This window comes from Streptomyces sp. NPDC007189 (assembly GCF_040703635.1).
In the GTDB taxonomy this organism is placed as follows: domain Bacteria; phylum Actinomycetota; class Actinomycetes; order Streptomycetales; family Streptomycetaceae; genus Streptomyces.
In genome coordinates this window covers 49,459-65,437 of the sequence record NZ_JBEYEY010000015.1, presented here as the reverse complement: position 1 = coordinate 65,437, position 15,979 = coordinate 49,459, and the positions used below count along the sequence as shown (strand labels likewise).

15 protein-coding genes are annotated in these 15,979 nt (G+C 71.4%); 7 read left to right on the top strand and 8 right to left on the bottom strand.

The features are described from left to right. Positions 1-86 precede the first annotated feature (86 nt). The 4 genes from hpt (at position 87) to AB0950_RS27875 (ending at position 4,673) form a co-directional block, all read left to right on the top strand. A complete protein-coding gene (hpt, locus tag AB0950_RS27890) occupies positions 87-647 on the top strand; it encodes a hypoxanthine phosphoribosyltransferase (protein ID WP_031165039.1) in 561 nt (186 codons plus the stop codon). 218 nt (positions 648-865) lie between these two features. Continuing rightward, the gene (ftsH, locus tag AB0950_RS27885) at positions 866-2,905 is read left to right on the top strand and encodes an ATP-dependent zinc metalloprotease FtsH (protein ID WP_360153929.1); all 2,040 of its coding nucleotides are present in this window, start codon (positions 866-868) and stop codon (positions 2,903-2,905) included. Positions 2,906-3,016: 111 nt separating this feature from the next. Then, positions 3,017-3,622, top strand: coding sequence for a GTP cyclohydrolase I FolE (gene folE / locus AB0950_RS27880; protein WP_360153926.1), 606 nt, complete (start codon positions 3,017-3,019; stop codon positions 3,620-3,622). 79 nt (positions 3,623-3,701) lie between these two features. Continuing rightward, on the top strand, positions 3,702-4,673 hold the full coding sequence (locus AB0950_RS27875; protein ID WP_366779649.1) for a hypothetical protein: 972 nt from the start codon (positions 3,702-3,704) through the stop codon (positions 4,671-4,673). A 13-nt stretch (positions 4,674-4,686) separates the two neighbouring features. Here AB0950_RS27875 and AB0950_RS27870 read toward each other — a convergent pair whose 3' ends face one another. The 6 genes from AB0950_RS27870 to AB0950_RS27845 form a co-directional block, all read right to left on the bottom strand. Beyond that, positions 4,687-5,175 (bottom strand): DUF3180 domain-containing protein, encoded by a 489-nt coding sequence (locus AB0950_RS27870; RefSeq protein WP_360575055.1) that lies wholly within the window; start codon positions 5,173-5,175, stop codon positions 4,687-4,689. Positions 5,176-5,257: 82 nt separating this feature from the next. After that, positions 5,258-5,869 carry a 2-amino-4-hydroxy-6-hydroxymethyldihydropteridine diphosphokinase gene (gene folK / locus AB0950_RS27865; protein WP_366779648.1) on the bottom strand — a complete coding sequence of 204 codons (612 nt, stop codon included), beginning with the start codon at positions 5,867-5,869 and terminating at the stop codon, positions 5,258-5,260. After that, positions 5,866-6,225: a dihydroneopterin aldolase gene (folB, locus tag AB0950_RS27860; protein WP_059251576.1), complete on the bottom strand. Its 360-nt coding sequence runs from the start codon at positions 6,223-6,225 to the stop codon at positions 5,866-5,868. The genes folK and folB overlap by 4 nt, the downstream gene beginning before the upstream one ends. Positions 6,226-6,491: 266 nt before the next feature. Then, complete coding sequence (locus tag AB0950_RS27855) at positions 6,492-7,025, bottom strand: nuclear transport factor 2 family protein (protein ID WP_360153911.1); 534 nt, start codon at positions 7,023-7,025, stop codon at positions 6,492-6,494. Continuing rightward, complete coding sequence (gene folP / locus AB0950_RS27850) at positions 7,022-7,996, bottom strand: dihydropteroate synthase (protein ID WP_366779647.1); 975 nt, start codon at positions 7,994-7,996, stop codon at positions 7,022-7,024. Before folP ends, AB0950_RS27855 begins: the two co-directional genes overlap by 4 nt. Positions 7,997-8,136: 140 nt before the next feature. After that, on the bottom strand, positions 8,137-9,951 hold the full coding sequence (locus tag AB0950_RS27845) for a phosphatidylglycerol lysyltransferase domain-containing protein (protein WP_360153905.1): 1,815 nt from the start codon (positions 9,949-9,951) through the stop codon (positions 8,137-8,139). A gap of 228 nt (positions 9,952-10,179) precedes the next feature. On the opposite strand from AB0950_RS27845, the gene AB0950_RS27840 reads away from it, so the two are divergent. Further along, the gene (locus AB0950_RS27840; RefSeq protein WP_360153902.1) at positions 10,180-11,307 is read left to right on the top strand and encodes an alpha/beta hydrolase-fold protein; all 1,128 of its coding nucleotides are present in this window, start codon (positions 10,180-10,182) and stop codon (positions 11,305-11,307) included. A 96-nt stretch (positions 11,308-11,403) separates the two neighbouring features. Further along, on the top strand, positions 11,404-12,798 hold the full coding sequence (locus tag AB0950_RS27835; RefSeq protein WP_360153899.1) for a hypothetical protein: 1,395 nt from the start codon (positions 11,404-11,406) through the stop codon (positions 12,796-12,798). A gap of 53 nt (positions 12,799-12,851) precedes the next feature. On the opposite strand, the gene AB0950_RS27830 is transcribed toward AB0950_RS27835, so the two are convergent. Together AB0950_RS27830 and AB0950_RS27825 are read right to left on the bottom strand one after the other, a co-directional pair. Beyond that, positions 12,852-14,135: a PH domain-containing protein gene (locus AB0950_RS27830; protein WP_366779716.1), complete on the bottom strand. Its 1,284-nt coding sequence runs from the start codon at positions 14,133-14,135 to the stop codon at positions 12,852-12,854. A gap of 137 nt (positions 14,136-14,272) precedes the next feature. Beyond that, positions 14,273-14,776 carry a PH domain-containing protein gene (locus AB0950_RS27825; protein ID WP_366779646.1) on the bottom strand — a complete coding sequence of 168 codons (504 nt, stop codon included), beginning with the start codon at positions 14,774-14,776 and terminating at the stop codon, positions 14,273-14,275. A gap of 31 nt (positions 14,777-14,807) precedes the next feature. On the opposite strand from AB0950_RS27825, the gene AB0950_RS27820 reads away from it, so the two are divergent. After that, complete coding sequence (locus tag AB0950_RS27820) at positions 14,808-15,959, top strand: NADH-quinone oxidoreductase subunit D (RefSeq protein WP_366779645.1); 1,152 nt, start codon at positions 14,808-14,810, stop codon at positions 15,957-15,959. The last annotated feature ends 20 nt before the right edge of the window (positions 15,960-15,979 follow it).

Sequence of the window (15,979 nt, the reverse complement as noted above, 5' to 3'; positions counted from 1 at the left end):
CGGTCCCGCGGAGCGACCCTCCGGCGGCCGGTCCGGGCAGCCGGTGGCCGTGGACTACGGCCGTAAGTGCGGGACGACCGAAAGTGATGCGGGTGGACGCGAAAGACATGGGTGCCGACCTCCAGCAGGTGCTCATCACCAAGGAAGAGATCGACGCGAAGCTGGCCGAGCTGGCCGCGAAGATCGACGCGGAGTACGCGGGCAAGGACCTGCTCATCGTCGGCGTCCTCAAGGGCGCCGTGATGGTCATGGCGGACCTCGCCCGGGCGCTGTCCACCCCCGTCACCATGGACTGGATGGCCGTGTCCTCCTACGGCGCGGGCACCCAGTCCTCCGGTGTCGTGCGGATCCTCAAGGACCTCGACACCGACATCAAGGGCAAGCACGTCCTGATCGTCGAGGACATCATCGACTCCGGCCTGACCCTGTCCTGGCTGATCAACAACCTCGGCTCCCGCGAGCCCGCCTCCCTGAAGGTGTGCACGCTGCTGCGCAAGCCGGACGCCGCGAAGGTCGCCATCGACGTCGAGTGGGTCGGCTTCGACATCCCGAACGAGTTCGTCGTCGGCTACGGCCTCGACTACGCCGAGAAGTACCGCAACCTGCCGTTCGTGGGTACGCTCGCGCCTCACGTCTACGGCGGCTGAGCCCGGGCAGGACGTGAGCTCGGCCACTCGGCCCAAGCCTTGTAGGACGATCGGGAACCCCGGCGGGTTCCGCGCCGTTGAAGCTTGCAGAGACGGCCTTCCCGGCCCTCGAAGCGGACTTCGTGCGGCTTCGGACCACCACGCTGGGGTACCGTCAGAAGAACTGTCTTATCAAACTCACTATGGCAGGAGGGACGGGGCGGCACCGCTCCGTATGGATGGACGTGAAGCGATACTTCCGTGGGCCGGTCATGTGGATCGTGCTGGCCGTCCTTGCCGTGGTCGTGTTGATGCAGGTCGTCGGCTCGTCCGGCGGCTACAAGACGGTGGACACCGGCCAGGTCGTTGCGGCGATCAATGACAACAGGGTCCAGTCGGCGAAGCTCACCACGGGTGACGAGCAGAGCATCAAGGTCACGCTGAAGGACAACTACAAGGTCGACGGCAGCTCGAAGATCCAGGCGAGCTACATCGGCGACCAGGGCTCCCAGCTCGCCGGCAACCTGCAGACCAAGTACCAGGACAAGCAGATCCCGGACGGCTACACCGTGTCGCCGTCCAAGCAGAACCCGTTCGTCGGCGTCCTGCTCTCCCTGCTCCCCTTCGTCCTGATCGTGGTCGTCTTCCTGTTCCTGATGAACCAGATGCAGGGCGGCGGCTCCCGGGTCATGAACTTCGGCAAGTCCAAGGCCAAGCTCATCACCAAGGACACCCCGAAGACGACCTTCTCCGACGTCGCCGGCTGCGACGAGGCCGTCGAGGAACTCCAGGAGATCAAGGAGTTCCTGCAGGAGCCGGCCAAGTTCCAGGCCGTCGGCGCCAAGATCCCCAAGGGCGTGCTGCTCTACGGCCGCCCGGGTACCGGCAAGACGCTGCTCGCCCGAGCCGTGGCCGGCGAGGCGGGCGTCCCCTTCTACTCGATCTCCGGTTCCGACTTCGTCGAGATGTTCGTCGGCGTCGGCGCCTCCCGGGTCCGCGATCTGTTCGAGCAGGCCAAGGCGAACGCCCCGGCGATCGTCTTCGTCGACGAGATCGACGCGGTCGGCCGCCACCGCGGCGCCGGCCTCGGCGGCGGTCACGACGAGCGCGAGCAGACCCTGAACCAGCTGCTCGTCGAGATGGACGGCTTCGACGTCAAGGGCGGCGTGATCCTCATCGCCGCGACCAACCGGCCCGACATCCTCGACCCGGCCCTCCTGCGGCCCGGACGATTCGACCGCCAGATCGCGGTCGACCCGCCGGACCTGCAGGGCCGTCTGGAGATCCTCAAGGTCCACCAGAAGGGCAAGCCGGTCGCGCCCGACGTCGACCTGGCCGCCGTCGCCCGCCGCACGCCCGGCATGACGGGCGCCGACCTGGCGAACGTGCTCAACGAGGCGGCGCTGCTCACCGCCCGAGGCGACCAGAAGCTGATCGACAACAAGGCGCTGGACGAGGCGATCGACCGCGTGGTCGCGGGCCCGCAGAAGCGGACCCGGATCATGTCGGACAAGGAGAAGAAGATCACCGCGTACCACGAGGGCGGTCACGCCCTGGTCGCGGCGGCCTCACCGAACTCCGACCCGGTCCACAAGATCACCATCCTGTCCCGCGGCCGCGCCCTCGGTTACACGATGGTCCTGCCGGACGAGGACAAGTACTCCACCACGCGCAACGAGATGCTCGACCAGCTCGCCTACATGCTGGGTGGTCGCGCCGCCGAGGAACTGGTCTTCCACGACCCGACCACCGGCGCCGCGAACGACATCGAGAAGGCCACCAACCTGGCCCGCGCGATGGTCACCCAGTACGGCATGACCGAGCGGCTCGGCGCCATCAAGTTCGGCGGCGACAACAGCGAGCCCTTCCTCGGCCGTGAGATGGCTCACCAGCGCGACTACTCGGAAGAGGTCGCCGCGCTGGTCGACGAAGAGGTCAAGAAGCTCATCGAGACCGCGCACAACGAGGCCTGGGAGATCCTGGTCGAGAACCGCGACGTGCTCGACCAGCTCGTCCTTCACCTGCTGGAGAAGGAGACCCTGGGCAAGGAGGAGATCGCCGAGATCTTCGCCCCCATCGTCAAGCGCCCGCCGCGGCCCGCCTGGACCGGCTCCTCGCGACGCACCCCGTCCACCCGCCCGCCGGTGCTCTCCCCCAAGGAGCTGGCACTGACCAACGGCGCGAACGGCGCGACGGCCGCGATCAGCACGGCCAAGTCCACGGCCACGGAGTCCACCCCGGTCAGGGACCAGACCCCGGACGAACGCCCGGAGAGCTGACGCAATCCGGCCAACAGGGCCGGAATGAACGCCGCGCCCCCCAGGTTTTAGCCTGGGGGGCGCGGCATTTTCGTATGCCCGCGGGCAAGACGTACAGGAACGAGGCATCAGATGACCGACCCCGTGACGCTGGCCGGCGACGGCTTGATCGGCGACTTCGACGAGAAGCGCGCCGAGAACGCCGTCCGCGAACTCCTGATCGCGGTCGGCGAGGACCCCGACCGCGAGGGCCTCAGGGAAACGCCGGCGCGGGTCGCACGGGCGTACCGAGAGCTTCTGGCCGGGCTGTGGCAGGAGCCTGAGGATGTCCTGACGACGACGTTCGATCTGGGACATGACGAGATGGTCCTGGTCAAGGACATCGAGATCGTTTCTCTCTGTGAACATCATCTGCTGCCTTTTCATGGCGTAGCTCACGTCGGTTACATTCCGGCCGAGACGGGCAAGATCACGGGCCTTTCGAAGCTGGCGCGCCTGGTCGAGGTGTTCGCCCGTCGCCCGCAGGTGCAGGAACGACTCACCACTCAGATCGCGGACTCCCTCATGCGCATCCTCGAGGCCCGCGGCGCGATCGTCGTCATCGAGGCCGAGCACATGTGCATGTCGGTGAGGGGTATCCGCAAGCCCGGCGCCAAGACGACCACGTCGGCGGTCCGCGGCCAGCTCCGGGATGCTACGACCCGCGCCGAGGCGATGAGCCTGATACTGGCGAACTGACCCCGTTGACTGGTGCCCGATATCCCCCCTTGATCAGTGGTTGCTCACTGATCAAGGGGGGATCTGGATGGCACATGGTTTGCCCAGCAAGCAGACGGTCAATGCCGTCGGCGGACGCCTGCAGGCCCGCAGTGTTCAGGTGGGCTGTCGGCTGTGGGCGCTGCAGGGGGACCGAACGGTGCAGACCACGGTCACGGCCGTGGCGATGACGAAGGCGCGTGAGGTCCTCGAGGCCGTCACCGACCATCTCACGTTCACCGTGGCGCCGGACCAGATGCTGGGAACCCCCGATGGATGGATCCATGCGAGGGACGCACAGGGGACCGTGCTCGCGTGGACGCCTGCCCGAAAGCTGGTTCGGCAACGGTTGTCGATCGATCCGGGCTACGAATTCGGCTACCTAGTGGGAGCCACCTGTTCGGACGGAACGGTCGGCAAGAACTATGTCTCTGTGGTGGTCAACGACGAAGGCTTCGCCGAGCGCTATGCGAAGTGCCTCAGCGCGGCGACGGGACTGAGGGCTCGGCTGGAGCCGGTGACCCGGCCCTCCGGTTACCTGCGACGCGAAGCACCGGGCTTCAGGGCGCGGGTCGTGTCGTCCTACTTGGCCGACTTGATGAGGCAGTACGTCGGCGGGGACGCACACCACATGCGGCAGCGCTTTCCTCGTGTGGTGCTGCGGGACAGGGCGACCTTCGACGGCTTCCTGGACGGTTACGCGGACGGCGACGGCTGTCCGATCAAGGGCGGCCGGGTGCTGGTCAGCGCCAACGTGCCTTTTCTTGCAGAACTCGCACGCGTCATTGGCGCCCGATTCACTCCGCGAGCGGACGGTACGGCGTCCCACCTGGTCGTTGCGGACAGCTGGCCCGCGCGCGGCACATTTCGGCCTGAGAGCCATCCGATTCAGCTGCAGGAGTCCGAGTGGACGCAGGTCCATGAGGTGAGGACACGCTTCACGCCGGACAAGCCCTACACCCTCTACAGCTACCGCCTCGACCCCCACCCGGGCTTCCTGGTCAACGGCCACCTCGCTCGTGAGCCCTGGTAGCGGAAACCCGTGTTCACGCCGCCGGTTCAGCCCCCGGGGTGTTCTGGTCCTCGTCGTCCGGGAGTTTGCACACCCGTTCCAGGAACAGGGCTGCCGCTATGACGCCGATGCCGGCCAGGACCGAGAAGCCGGCGTAGATGGCCTGGTCGCGGCGGGTGGGGATGTCCAGGAGCTCCAGCAGGAAGGCGCCCGTGCCGCCGTACATGCCGGCGACGAGCGCGGCGACCAGGGCGCTGGCCTGGCCGAAGACGACGGCGCGGGCGGCCATCAGGGGGTCGACGCCCTTGGCGCCGGGGCGGCGTTCGCGCTGGGCCTTCAGACGGGCGCGCAGCGAGAGCGCCGTCGACAGCAGGACCACCGCGATCAGCGCGAGGACGATGGGGGCGGCCAGGGGGACGCTGGGCAGGGTCCCGATCGAGTTCCAGAGGCGGGCGCCCGCCCAGGACAGGATGCCGGCCACGACGAACACGCCCGCCAGCACCCTGATGCGCAGCTCTCTCACGGTGTCCCTTCAGCTCCCCCGGACCGGTGCGGACCGCGGTCGTACGCGACCTTGTCGTCTTCAGTCGTCTTGACCTTAACGACTATTCCGGCAGTCGGAGTTCCAGGTCCGCGCGGGGTTCGACGCCCGCGCGGGTGATGGCCGACAGCAGCTCGGCCACCGGGCCGCGGCCGGGCAGCTGGGCCTCGGGGTCCACGTCGTGCCAGGGCGCGAGCACGAAGGCGCGCTCGTGGGCGCGCGGGTGGGGCAGGGTGAGCTGCGGGTCGTCGGAGGTGACGTCGGCGTAGGCGACGATGTCGACGTCCAGGGTGCGCGGGCCCCAGTGCTCGTCGCGGACGCGTTTGTACGCCTCCTCGACGGCGTGCGCCCGCTCCAGCAGGGAGGCCGGGGGCAGGGTGGTCTTGAGGACCACGACCGCGTTGAAGTACGACGGCTGGCTGCCGGGCGCCACGCCCCAGGGCTCGGTCTCGTACACCGGGGAGACCGCCTTCACGCGGACGCCCGGGGTGTCCTCCAGCGCGTCGACGGCGCCCTGGAGGGTCTCCAGGCGGTTGCCGAGGTTGGCGCCGAGGGAGATGACGGCCCACTTCGGGTTCTGCAGGGTCGTGTCGGCGGCGTCGACCTTCTCGACGACCGAGGCGGGCACCGGCTGGACGGTCGGGTCGCTGTGACCCTGGAGGAACGGTCGGGTCATACTCGGCTCCGGGTGATGGTGACGGTCACGTCGTCGAAGGGGACGGTGATCGGTGCGTCCGGCTTGTGGACGCAGACCTCGACCTCCTGTACCCCTTCGTGCTTCAGGCAGGTCCGGGCGATCCGTTCGGCGAGGGTCTCGATGAGGTCCACCGGCTCGCCCTCGACCACGGCCACGACCTCCTCGGCCACGATGCCGTAGTGGACGGTCTTCGCCAGGTCGTCGTCGGCCGCGGCCGGACGGGTGTCGAGCCCCAGGACGAGGTCCACGATGAAGGTCTGGCCCTCCTCGCGCTCCTTGGGGAACACACCGTGGTGCCCGCGGGCCTTGAGGCCGCGCAGCGCGACACGATCCACGCGAATCACTCCTGCAATCGTCGGGAAGGACCGGTCCGTACCACGTGCGGGCGGCACACCGGCCTGAAGACGAATCTACCTGCGAGCACTGACAAAGCCGGGCCGCGGGAGACGGGCCCGCGTCTGGACCGCGAGGGTTCATCTCGCGTTTCCCCGGAGAAACCCGGCGGTGTCATGGGCTGGTAGCGGCTTCTACCCCGGGGTAGGTGATTCCAACCACTTCTCGGTCCCCGTGGTCTCCCGGTTCCCGCGCGGCGCCCGTCCGCTCAGGCGAGGGGTCCGTCGTCCGGGTTCACGCCGTTCACGCCGGTCTCCTCGTCCTCGTCGTCGGTCTCCGCGAGGACGGGGGAGGCGTGGTGCGACCAGAGCTTCCAGCCGGCGGGTGTGCGCCGGAACACGTTCGTGGCGACGACGAGCTGGCCGACCAGCGGGCCCAGTTCCGCGCCGTCCTCGGGGGCGGGGCCGCCGCTGAGGATGTTCTCGGTGCAGGTCACGAGCGCGGTGTCGCCGGTGACGGAGACGTGCACGTCGGTGAGGAAGAACTGGATGTAGTCGGTGTTGGCCATGATCAGGGCGTACGACCTGAGGACCTCGCCGCGTCCGGTGAGCACCGGCCAGCCGGGGTGCACGCAGGAGACCACCCCGGTGTCCGCGGGGTCGTGGTACTCCTCGTCCACGCCCAGGTCGGCCGGGGTGAGCCAGAGGGAGGACAGCTCCTCGAAGTCGCCGCGTTCCATCGCCTCGTAGAAGGCGGTGTTGGCGGCCTCCACCTGCTCGACGTCGGTGTGAGGGGCGCTCACCGGGCTCCTTCCGCCCCGAGCGGGCCACTCACACCCGGCGCGCGCCCGCTGCCGCACACCCCGTGTTCGCGCTCCGCGCGCAGCGCTTGCGCCCCCGGCACCAGGCCTGCCGTGCGCGCCTCCTCCACGGCGCGTGCGACCCGTACCGCGTCGGCGCTGGCGCGTACCTCGTGCACGCGCACCGCCCAGGCGCCGGACTGTGCGGCGAGCGCGGAGACGGCGGCCGTGGCGGCGTCGCGTTCGCGGGCCGGCGGCGGGGCGCCGTCCGGGCCGGCGAGGACGCGGCCGAGGAACCGCTTGCGGGAGGCGGCCACGAGCAGGGGGTGGCCGAGGCCGTGCAGGCGGTCGAGGTGGGAGAGGAGGGCGAGGTCGTGCTCGGCGTCCTTGGAGAAGCCGAGGCCGGGGTCGACGACGACGCGGTCGGGGGCGATGCCGCCGGCCAGAACGGCCTCCACGCGCGCGTGCAGTTCGTCCACGACGTCGGCGACGACGTCGTCGTAGACGCCCTTGACGTTGCCGCCCTCGAGGAAGCCGCGCCAGTGCATGACGACGAAGGGGGCGCCCGCGTCGGCGACCACCGGGATCATCGCGGGGTCGGCGAGGCCGCCGCTGACGTCGTTGACGAGGGACGCGCCGGCGGCGAGGGACTGCTCGGCGACGGACGCGCGCATGGTGTCGACGGAGACGACGACACCTTCCGAGGCGAGGCCCCGGACGACCGGGATGACACGCCGCAGTTCCTCGGCCTCGTCCACCCGGGTGGCGCCGGGGCGGGTGGACTCGCCGCCGACGTCGACCAGGTCCGCGCCCTGGGCGACGAGGTCCAGGCCGTGTTTGACGGCGGCGGTCGTGTCGAACCAGCGGCCGCCGTCGGAGAAGGAGTCGGGGGTCACGTTGACGACACCCATGACCGCGCACCGGTCCCATACCGGAAGGCCGGCGACGTGCCCGCGTCCGCTGAGGTTGTTCATACGTTCAGCGTAGGCCCAGCGGGGCGCCCGGAACGCGCGGCGGCCCGGGCGGTCGCCCCGGTGCTGGAGGGGGAGGGGCGACCGCCCGGGCCCGTACCCGGTCGCACCGCTCACCTTCGCGGTGCCCTGGTCCGCGCGGCTCAGGCCGCGCGGACGTCCCGTTCGGCCACGGTGTGCGCGCAGGGGCGCTCGGCGGTCGCCCTGCGCCGGCGCAGGAAGCGCGGAAGCGGCAGGGCGAGGTTGACGAAGCCTTCCGCCTGCATGGCGGCGAAGCCGATGCGGGGCAGGTCGGCGCTGTTGCGGTAGACCACGAAGCGGGGCTCCCAGCGCGGCTGGAACTTGGCGTTGAACTTGTACAGCGACTCGATCTGGAACCAGCGCGAGAGGAACACCAGCAGCCCGCGCCAGGCGCGCAGCACCGGACCGGCGCCGATCTTCTCGCCGCGCGCGAGGGCGGAGCGGAACATCGCGAAGTTCAGCGAGACCCGGGTGATGCCGAACTTCGGCGCGGCCTGGAGGGCGGCGACGATGAGCAGTTCGTTCATGCCGGGGTCGGCGCTGCGGTCGCGGCGCATGAGGTCCAGCGAGGCGCCGTCCCCGCCCCAGGGCACGAAGTGCAGGATCGCCTTCAGGTCGCCGTACTCGCCGGGCTCGTCGTCCTGCTTGTGCGCGGTGGCGATCAGGCAGTCGCCGTCGGCGGGGTCGCCGATGCGGCCGAGCGCCATGGAGAAGCCGCGCTCGGTGTCGGTGCCGCGCCAGTCCTCCGCCGCCCGCCGGATGCGCTCCAGTTCGGCGTCGCCGAGGTCACGGATGCGCCGTACCCGGGTTTCGTAGCCGGCCCGCTCGATGCGTTTGACCATTTGTCGCACGTTGCGCATCGCGCGTCCGGCGAGCGAGAAATCCGCGACGTCCACCACCGCCTCGTCGCCCAGTTCGAGGGCGTCCAGGCCGGTTTCGCGGGTCCACACCTCGCCGCCCGTCTCCGAGCAGCCCATGACGGCGGGGGTCCAGGAGTGGGCCCTGGCCTCGTCCATGAAGCGCTCGATGGCGCCGGGCCAGGCCTCGACGTCGCCGATGGGGTCGCCGCTGGCGAGCATCACGCCGGAGACGACGCGGTAGGTGACGGCGGCCTTGCCGCTGGGGGAGAAGACGACGGCCTTGTCGCGGCGCAGCGCGAAGTGGCCGAGGGAGTCGCGCCCGCCGTGCTTGTCCAGCAGGGCCCGCAGCCGGGACTCGTCCTCCTCGGTGAGGCGGGCGGCGGGGTGTTCGGGGCGGAAGGCGAGGTAGATGGTGGTGGCGGCGGTGATCCAGCCGAGGGCGCCGAGGGAGAAGGCGACGGTCCAGGACGTGTTGCCCTGGTAGTCGACCGGGCCCTCGAAGCCGAACAGGCCGTAGACGACGTGCGTCAGCCGATCGGCCAGGCTCGGGTCGCCGATCGTCCGGTGCGGGTGGACGCTGACGATGACGAGTCCGAGGACGAGAGAGCCGGCGCTCATGAGGATGAAGTTGGCGAGTGCGCGCCACCTGCTGCGCGGATCGGGCAGGGCGGCGAACTGGTCGCGGTGGAGCAGCAGCGGCACGAGCAGCGCGACGGCGATGAGCACGCCGGCGAGCGAGTGCCGGTACGCGAACTGCGCCGCCGCGCCCGCCGGCAGCAGCGCGACCGCGGCCCGCCACGCCCGGCGCTTGCGCCGTTTGAGCCCGTGCGCGAGCAGCAGCAACAGCACGCCGGCGCTCAGCGAGAGCGCGGCCGCGAACGGCCCGAACGAGCCGGGCAGCACTTCCGCGAGGGCGTGCATACGGCTGTGACGGAAGCGCGGGAACACGCCCGCGGCAATGTCCAGGACGCCCACGAGGGCGGCGGCCCTGCCGACGAGCACGGGGACGGCCTCGGGGCGCGGGCCGCGCAGTATGCGCCGCGCCCGGCTGGATCGGCTCGGAACCCCGCCCGACATTTCCCCATCTATCCTGACAGACATCGCATCCCGTAGTTCTGCGAGAGACCTTGAACCCGGGCCCGATACGGGCATCCGGCGACATTGCGCCCTCTAGGACGGTGTCTCGGGGAGACAGGTTCACTCCCCACCGGAAAGTCGGGTCAAAGGCCAAGGAAAGCCCCGGGCAAGCCCGTGCGACGACGCGCGGACGGGCGCCGGGCGGAGAGCGCAGGCAGGTAACAGCCCATGGGTCTGACGAGCAACAAGGTGCTGGCGCTGGCGGTCGTCCTCGCCGTCGTACTCTTCCTGGGCACGGTGTGGTGGTGGCCGCGGCTGGCCCGGCGGAACTGGCGGGCCGTCAGCGGACGCGTCGGGCTGCTGCTCGGCACCCAGTTGACGCTCTTCGCCTCGGTGGGCCTGGCCGTGAACCAGGCCTTCGGTTTCTACGCCAGCTGGGCCGACCTGTTCGGCCAGGAGACCGGACAGGGAGTGGTCGTCGACCACATAACGGGCGGCGGCGCCGGCAGCCCCGTCCAAGTGGTGTCCACCTCCCGCGTCATCGGGATGAGCAGCGCCCTGCCGCAGGTCGCCGGGCAGGTTCAGAAGGTGGACATCATCGGCCGTACGACCCACCTGGCCACGCCGGCGTTCGTGTATCTGCCGCCCGAGTACTTCCAGCCGCAGAACCGCACGCACAAGTTCCCGGTGTCCGTCATCCTCACCGGCTACCCCGGCACGGCCCAGGCGCTGGTGGACAAGCTGCACTACCCGAGTACGGCACTGCAGCTGGCCAAGGCCGGGAAGATGCAGCCGATGATCCTGGTGATGCTGCGCCCGACCGTGGCGCCGCCGCGGGACACCGAGTGCGTGGACGTGCCCGGCGGACCGCAGGCCGAGACGTTCTTCGCCAGGGACCTGCGCGACTCGGTGACCGCCCACTACCGGGTCGACAGGACGCCGGCCAGCTGGGGCATCGCCGGCGACTCGACCGGCGGCTACTGCGCGCTGAAGATCGCCATGCACCACCCGAAGGCGTACGCGGCCGCCGCCGGGCTGTCGCCGTACTACAAGGCGCCGGTCGACCCCACCACCGGAGACCTCTTCCGAGGCGATACGAATCTGCGGAATCGCGCCAACCTCTTCTGGGCGATCACGCACCTGTCCGCGCCCGAGACGTCGCTGCTCGTCACCAGCAGCAGGGTGGGCGAGCACAACTACAAGGACACGCTCAAGTTCATCAAGAGCGTGCAGGCGACCAACGTGACCAGGATTTCGTCGATCATCCTCCCGAGCGGCGGCCACAACTTCAACACCTGGCGGCGCGAGATCCCGCCGATGCTGCAGTGGCTGAGCCAGCGGCTGGTCGCCCACTGACCCGGGCATGCCTGACGTCTCGTGAAGCCGGTCTTGTGGCCGTGTTTTTACGGGGCGGGGGTCCGCGATTCGCCTACGCGCGGTAAGTTTCTGGCCATGCCACGTGGACGCCACCGCCATTCCCCACCTCTGCACCGGCTGTTGCCTCCGACGGCCATCGCCGGTGTGTCCGTCGTCTGCGCGCTGGGTCCCTGGGTGTTCTCCGAGGCCACGGCGCTGCGCGCGCTGGCGGCCGTCGCCGCGGCGACCGCGGTCGTCGGCGCCGTCGTGATGCGCCGCTGGGACGCGCAGGCGGGCAAGCGGGTCGCCGAGCTCATACGCGCGCGTGCCGGCGACGAATGGCGGTACGAGGAGCGGGTCGCCGAACTGGAGACCGACCTGGAGGAGTCGCGCGAGCTGCGCGCCAAGCTGGAGCAGCGGCTGCGCGCCAAGCGCGCGGAGCTGGCCGGCCTGCGCAACGAGCACGCGGCCCTGCTGCGCCGGTACGCCACCGCGGAGACCGAGCGCGCGAGCGCCCTGGAGGGACGCCGGCTGCTGGAGATCGAGGCGACCGCGCCCTCGTCCTCGCCCGCGCTGCCGCCCGCGCGCCGCGCCGGGCCGGAGCCGGCCGGGGCGAACGAAGAGGCCGCCCTGGAGCAGGCCGCCGGTGAGGCGCAGGCGGACTCCGGGGACGAGCCGGTGGCCTACGCGGTGTTCTCACGCGAGGGCGCCTGGCTCTACCAGCAGGCCCTGACGGCCCTGGCCCGCTTCGGCAGCGACACGCGCGGCGACTCCGGTACGGACACCGAGCCGACGGCCACGGCCGAGGCGTCCGAGGCGGCGGAATCCGAAGCAGCGGCCTCCGAGGCGGCGGCTTTGGGGGATACGGCCCCGCAGGCGGCGCGCGCCGAGGCCGGTGAGCCCGAGGACCGCTCGGCCAAGGGCGACGCGGGCGCGGTCGCGACGGGCAAGGCGGACCCCGTCCGTACGGCAGGCGAGCCTGAGGCGGAGTCCGCTGCCGCCGCCGCGGTGGAAGGCGTGCCGGACGGCGCCGGGGCTTCCCGCAGCGAGGCCGGTGCGCCGGCCGCCCAGGAGGAGGAGGCCCAGGGGAAGCCCCAGGCGGCCGACGAGCACGCGCGCGCGGCCGCCGCCCCCATGACGCCGGCCGAGCCCGCCACGGCCGTGGGCCCGCCGCCCGCCGGGCACTTCACGGTGCCGACCGCGGTGGCCGTCGTACCGGCCGCGCCCGTCCGCCGCCCGGTGGTCGAGGGCGGCTTCGACTTCTTCGGCACCCAGAAGGGCGGGCCGAAGGCCGCGCTGGAGTCGGTGCAGAACGAGGATCTCGCGGACGTCGTCGGCCAGGAGGCGCTCGCCGTGCACAAGGCCGAGGCCGAGGCCGGGTTCAAGCAGGCCCACGCCCGGCCGGACGGCGCCGGTCAGGTCATCGACCTGACCGCACACGACGAGACCGAGCAGATCGACGTCCAGGGCCTGCGCAGCGCGGCGTCCTGACCCGGCGCCACACAGCAGGCACGAGGCCCGGCTTCCCGCGCGGAAGCCGGGCCTCAGGTCATCCAGCGGTCGGGGCGTGCGTCGCGGCGGCCCGTGCGGGACCTCTCCGCCTGGGCGTGCAGCAGCCGTACGGCCTCCTCGGCGTCCCGCAGCCCGGCCGTCACGGTCTTGCCGGCCCCCGTGTCCACATGGACCTCGGCGAGCCGCCACAGCCGCCGCCAGGGCCCCTGGGTCAGCCGTACGCTCTGCACCTTGGCGTGCGGGACCAGCGAGAGCCGGCGCCGCAGCAGGCCGTGCCGGGCGGCGAACACGGCGCCGGTGACCGCGAGGCGGTGCCCGCTCCACCACACCGGCACGCACCAGCGGGCCCGCCGCGGCGGCCCCGACAGCTCCTGAGGCACCGTCACACCGGGCAGCACGCGCGCGAGGACCGACTCGGCGACCGGGCGGGGCGCGACCGGCACCAGCACCGAGTTCGCGGATCCGGCCACGTCCAGTTCCACCCGCACCCAGCCGAGCCGCCGCCACAGCAGCGGCTCCACCAGCCGCACGGTCTGCACCCGGCCGGGCGGCACCGTCTCGTGCGTACGGTCCAGCAGCCCGCGGTCGATGCGCAGCCCGTCCGGCGACTCGCTCACCTTCCAGTCGAACTCGGCGGCGAACCGTCCCGCGCTCCGCGCGCCGGCCGCGCCGAACAGCGGCAGGGCGGTCGCGAGAACCGTCCACAGGCTGTGGGTGGCGAGCCACAGCACGGCCGGTACGACGAGCGCGGCGCACAGCGAGACCCAGGGGGCGGCCGTCAGCACCAGGGACAGCGCCAGCGCGCGCGGGGGCACGCGCAGCAGTTCGTGCGCCGGCGCCTCGCCGACCTCACGCGCCGTCTCGGGCGCGAAACCCGCCGCGCGCGCGAGCAGTTCCGCGCGCAGGGCGCGGGCCTCCTGCTCGCCGAGGAAGGCCAGCTCGTCCTTGTCGTCGGCGCCGACGACGTCGATCCGCAGTTTGGCGACACCCGCCACGCGCGCGAGGAGGGGGCGGGAGACGTCCACGGCCTGGATGCGCTCCAGCCGGATGTGCGCGGTGCGCCGGAACACCAGGCCGGTGCGGATGCGCAGTTCGGTGCCGGTGACCGCGAAGTGCGTGAACCACCAGGACAGGAAGCCGTAGAGACCGGCCGCCGGCACCAGCACCGCGAGGCCGAGCAGCAGCGCGGTGGTGGTCAGCCGCGCCAGCTGCGCCTGCGTCGCGTTCGGGTCGTGCACCGCCCACCCGGCCAGCACGGCGACCGGCGCCCAGGCCCGGCGGAAGGGCGTGACGGGGTGCAGCCGCCGCTCGGGCACGGCCGCGCGGTCCTCCGCGCCCCCGGCGCCCGTGCCGGCCGGGGTGTCCGCGGGGTACGCGCGCGTGGCGTCGACGGGGTATGCGTCCGCGGGGTACGCGCGCGTGGCGTCCGCCGCGTCGCCGTGGTCCGGGGTGGTCACAGGCCCGCCGAGCGTGCCTCGCCCAGCTCGGTGAGCCGGTCGCGCAGCCGTTCCGCCTCGGCCGGGTCCAGGCCGGGGATGGTGGCGTCGGTCGCGGCGGCCGCCGTGTGCAGCTGCACGGTGGCCAGCCCGAAGCGCCGCTCGACGGGCCCGGAGGTGACCTCCACCAGCTGCATCCGCCCGTACGGCACCACCGTCTCCTCGCGCCACAGGACACCGCGGCTGATCAGCAGGTCGTCCGCGCGCTCGGCGTACCGCCACGAGCGCCAGTTCCGCCCCACCAGCCGCCGGCCCCACGCGCCGCCGGCCATCGGCACCAGCGCGAATACGGCCCACGCGGGCCCCACGGCCAGCCCCAGGACCAGCCCGGTGGCGAGGGCCAGCCCCGCCGCCCACACCAGCACGAGCAGCAGCCGCATCCGCAGCAGAGCGGACTCCAGGCCCCGCCACACCGGCTCGGCCCCCGGTATACCGGTCTCGTCAAGGCTCCCCGTTTCCATGGGGCCAGCGTACGTAGGGGAAACTGGGGCCATGACTCCTACGACGGAGACCACGGTCGGGATCGGCGGCGCCGCGGAAAGCACCGACATGGTGCTCAACATCGGGCCTCAGCACCCGTCCACGCACGGTGTGCTGCGGCTGAAGCTGGTGCTGGACGGCGAGCGCATCATGCGCGCGGAGCCGGTGATCGGCTATATGCACCGCGGGGCGGAGAAGCTCTTCGAGGCGCGCGACTACCGCCAGATCATCGTGCTCGCCAACCGCCACGACTGGCTGTCGGCGTTCTCGAACGAACTGGGCGTGGTCCTCGCCGTGGAGCGGATGCTCGGCATGGAGGTGTCCGAGCGGGCGGTGTGGACGCGCACGCTGCTGGCCGAGCTGAACCGGGTCCTGAACCACCTGATGTTCCTCGGCTCCTACCCGCTGGAGCTGGGCGGGATCACGCCGGTGTTCTACGCGTTCCGGGAGCGGGAGGTGCTCCAGAACGTCATGGAGGAGGTCTCCGGCGGGCGCATGCACTACATGTTCAACCGGGTCGGCGGCCTCAAGGAGGACCTGCCGGCCGGATGGGCCGCACGCGCGCGTGCCGCCGTCGCCGACGTGCGCTCGCGCATGGACGTCTTCGACGACCTGGTCCTCGGCAACGAGATCTTCCGCGGCCGCACGCGCGGGGTGGGGGCGCTCGCGCCGGAGACCGTGCACGCGTACGGCGTCAGCGGGCCCATCGCGCGCGCCTCGGGCGTGGACTTCGACCTGCGCCGCGACGAGCCGTACCTGGCGTACGGCGACCTCGGGGGCGCCCTGAAGGTCGCCACCCGCAGCGAGGGAGACTGCCTCGCCCGTTTCGAGGTGCTGCTGGAGCAGACCCACAACGCGCTCGACCTCGCGGACGCCTGCCTGGACCGGATCGCCGAACTGCCGCCCGGCCCGATCAACCAGCGGCTGCCGAAGGTGCTGAAGGCGCCCGAGGGGCACACGTACGCGTGGACCGAGAACCCGCTCGGCATCAACGGCTACTACCTGGTCAGCAAGGGCGAGAAGACGCCGTACCGGCTGAAGCTGCGCTCGGCCTCGTACAACAACATCCAGGTGCTGACCGAGCTGCTGCCGGGGACGCTGGTGGCGGACATGGTGGCGATCCTGGGCTCGATGTTCTTCGTCGTCGGCGACATCGACAAGTAGGGCGACCCCGGTGGGGGCCG

Excerpts from the sequence above, each read along its gene's own strand:
- folP (WP_366779647.1), bottom strand. The coding sequence starts at position 7,996 with ATGAACAACCTCAGCGGACGCGGGCACGTCGCCGGCCTTCCGGTATGG.
- folE (WP_360153926.1), top strand. The coding sequence starts at position 3,017 with ATGACCGACCCCGTGACGCTGGCCGGCGACGGCTTGATCGGCGACTTC.
- AB0950_RS27825 (WP_366779646.1), bottom strand. The coding sequence starts at position 14,776 with ATGGAAACGGGGAGCCTTGACGAGACCGGTATACCGGGGGCCGAGCCG.
- AB0950_RS27820 (WP_366779645.1), top strand. The coding sequence starts at position 14,808 with ATGACTCCTACGACGGAGACCACGGTCGGGATCGGCGGCGCCGCGGAA.
- ftsH (WP_360153929.1), top strand. The coding sequence starts at position 866 with ATGGACGTGAAGCGATACTTCCGTGGGCCGGTCATGTGGATCGTGCTG.
- folK (WP_366779648.1), bottom strand. The coding sequence starts at position 5,869 with ATGACCCGACCGTTCCTCCAGGGTCACAGCGACCCGACCGTCCAGCCG.
- AB0950_RS27835 (WP_360153899.1), top strand. The coding sequence starts at position 11,404 with ATGCCACGTGGACGCCACCGCCATTCCCCACCTCTGCACCGGCTGTTG.
- AB0950_RS27840 (WP_360153902.1), top strand. The coding sequence starts at position 10,180 with ATGGGTCTGACGAGCAACAAGGTGCTGGCGCTGGCGGTCGTCCTCGCC.
- AB0950_RS27845 (WP_360153905.1), bottom strand. The coding sequence starts at position 9,951 with ATGTCGGGCGGGGTTCCGAGCCGATCCAGCCGGGCGCGGCGCATACTG.
- hpt (WP_031165039.1), top strand. The coding sequence starts at position 87 with ATGCGGGTGGACGCGAAAGACATGGGTGCCGACCTCCAGCAGGTGCTC.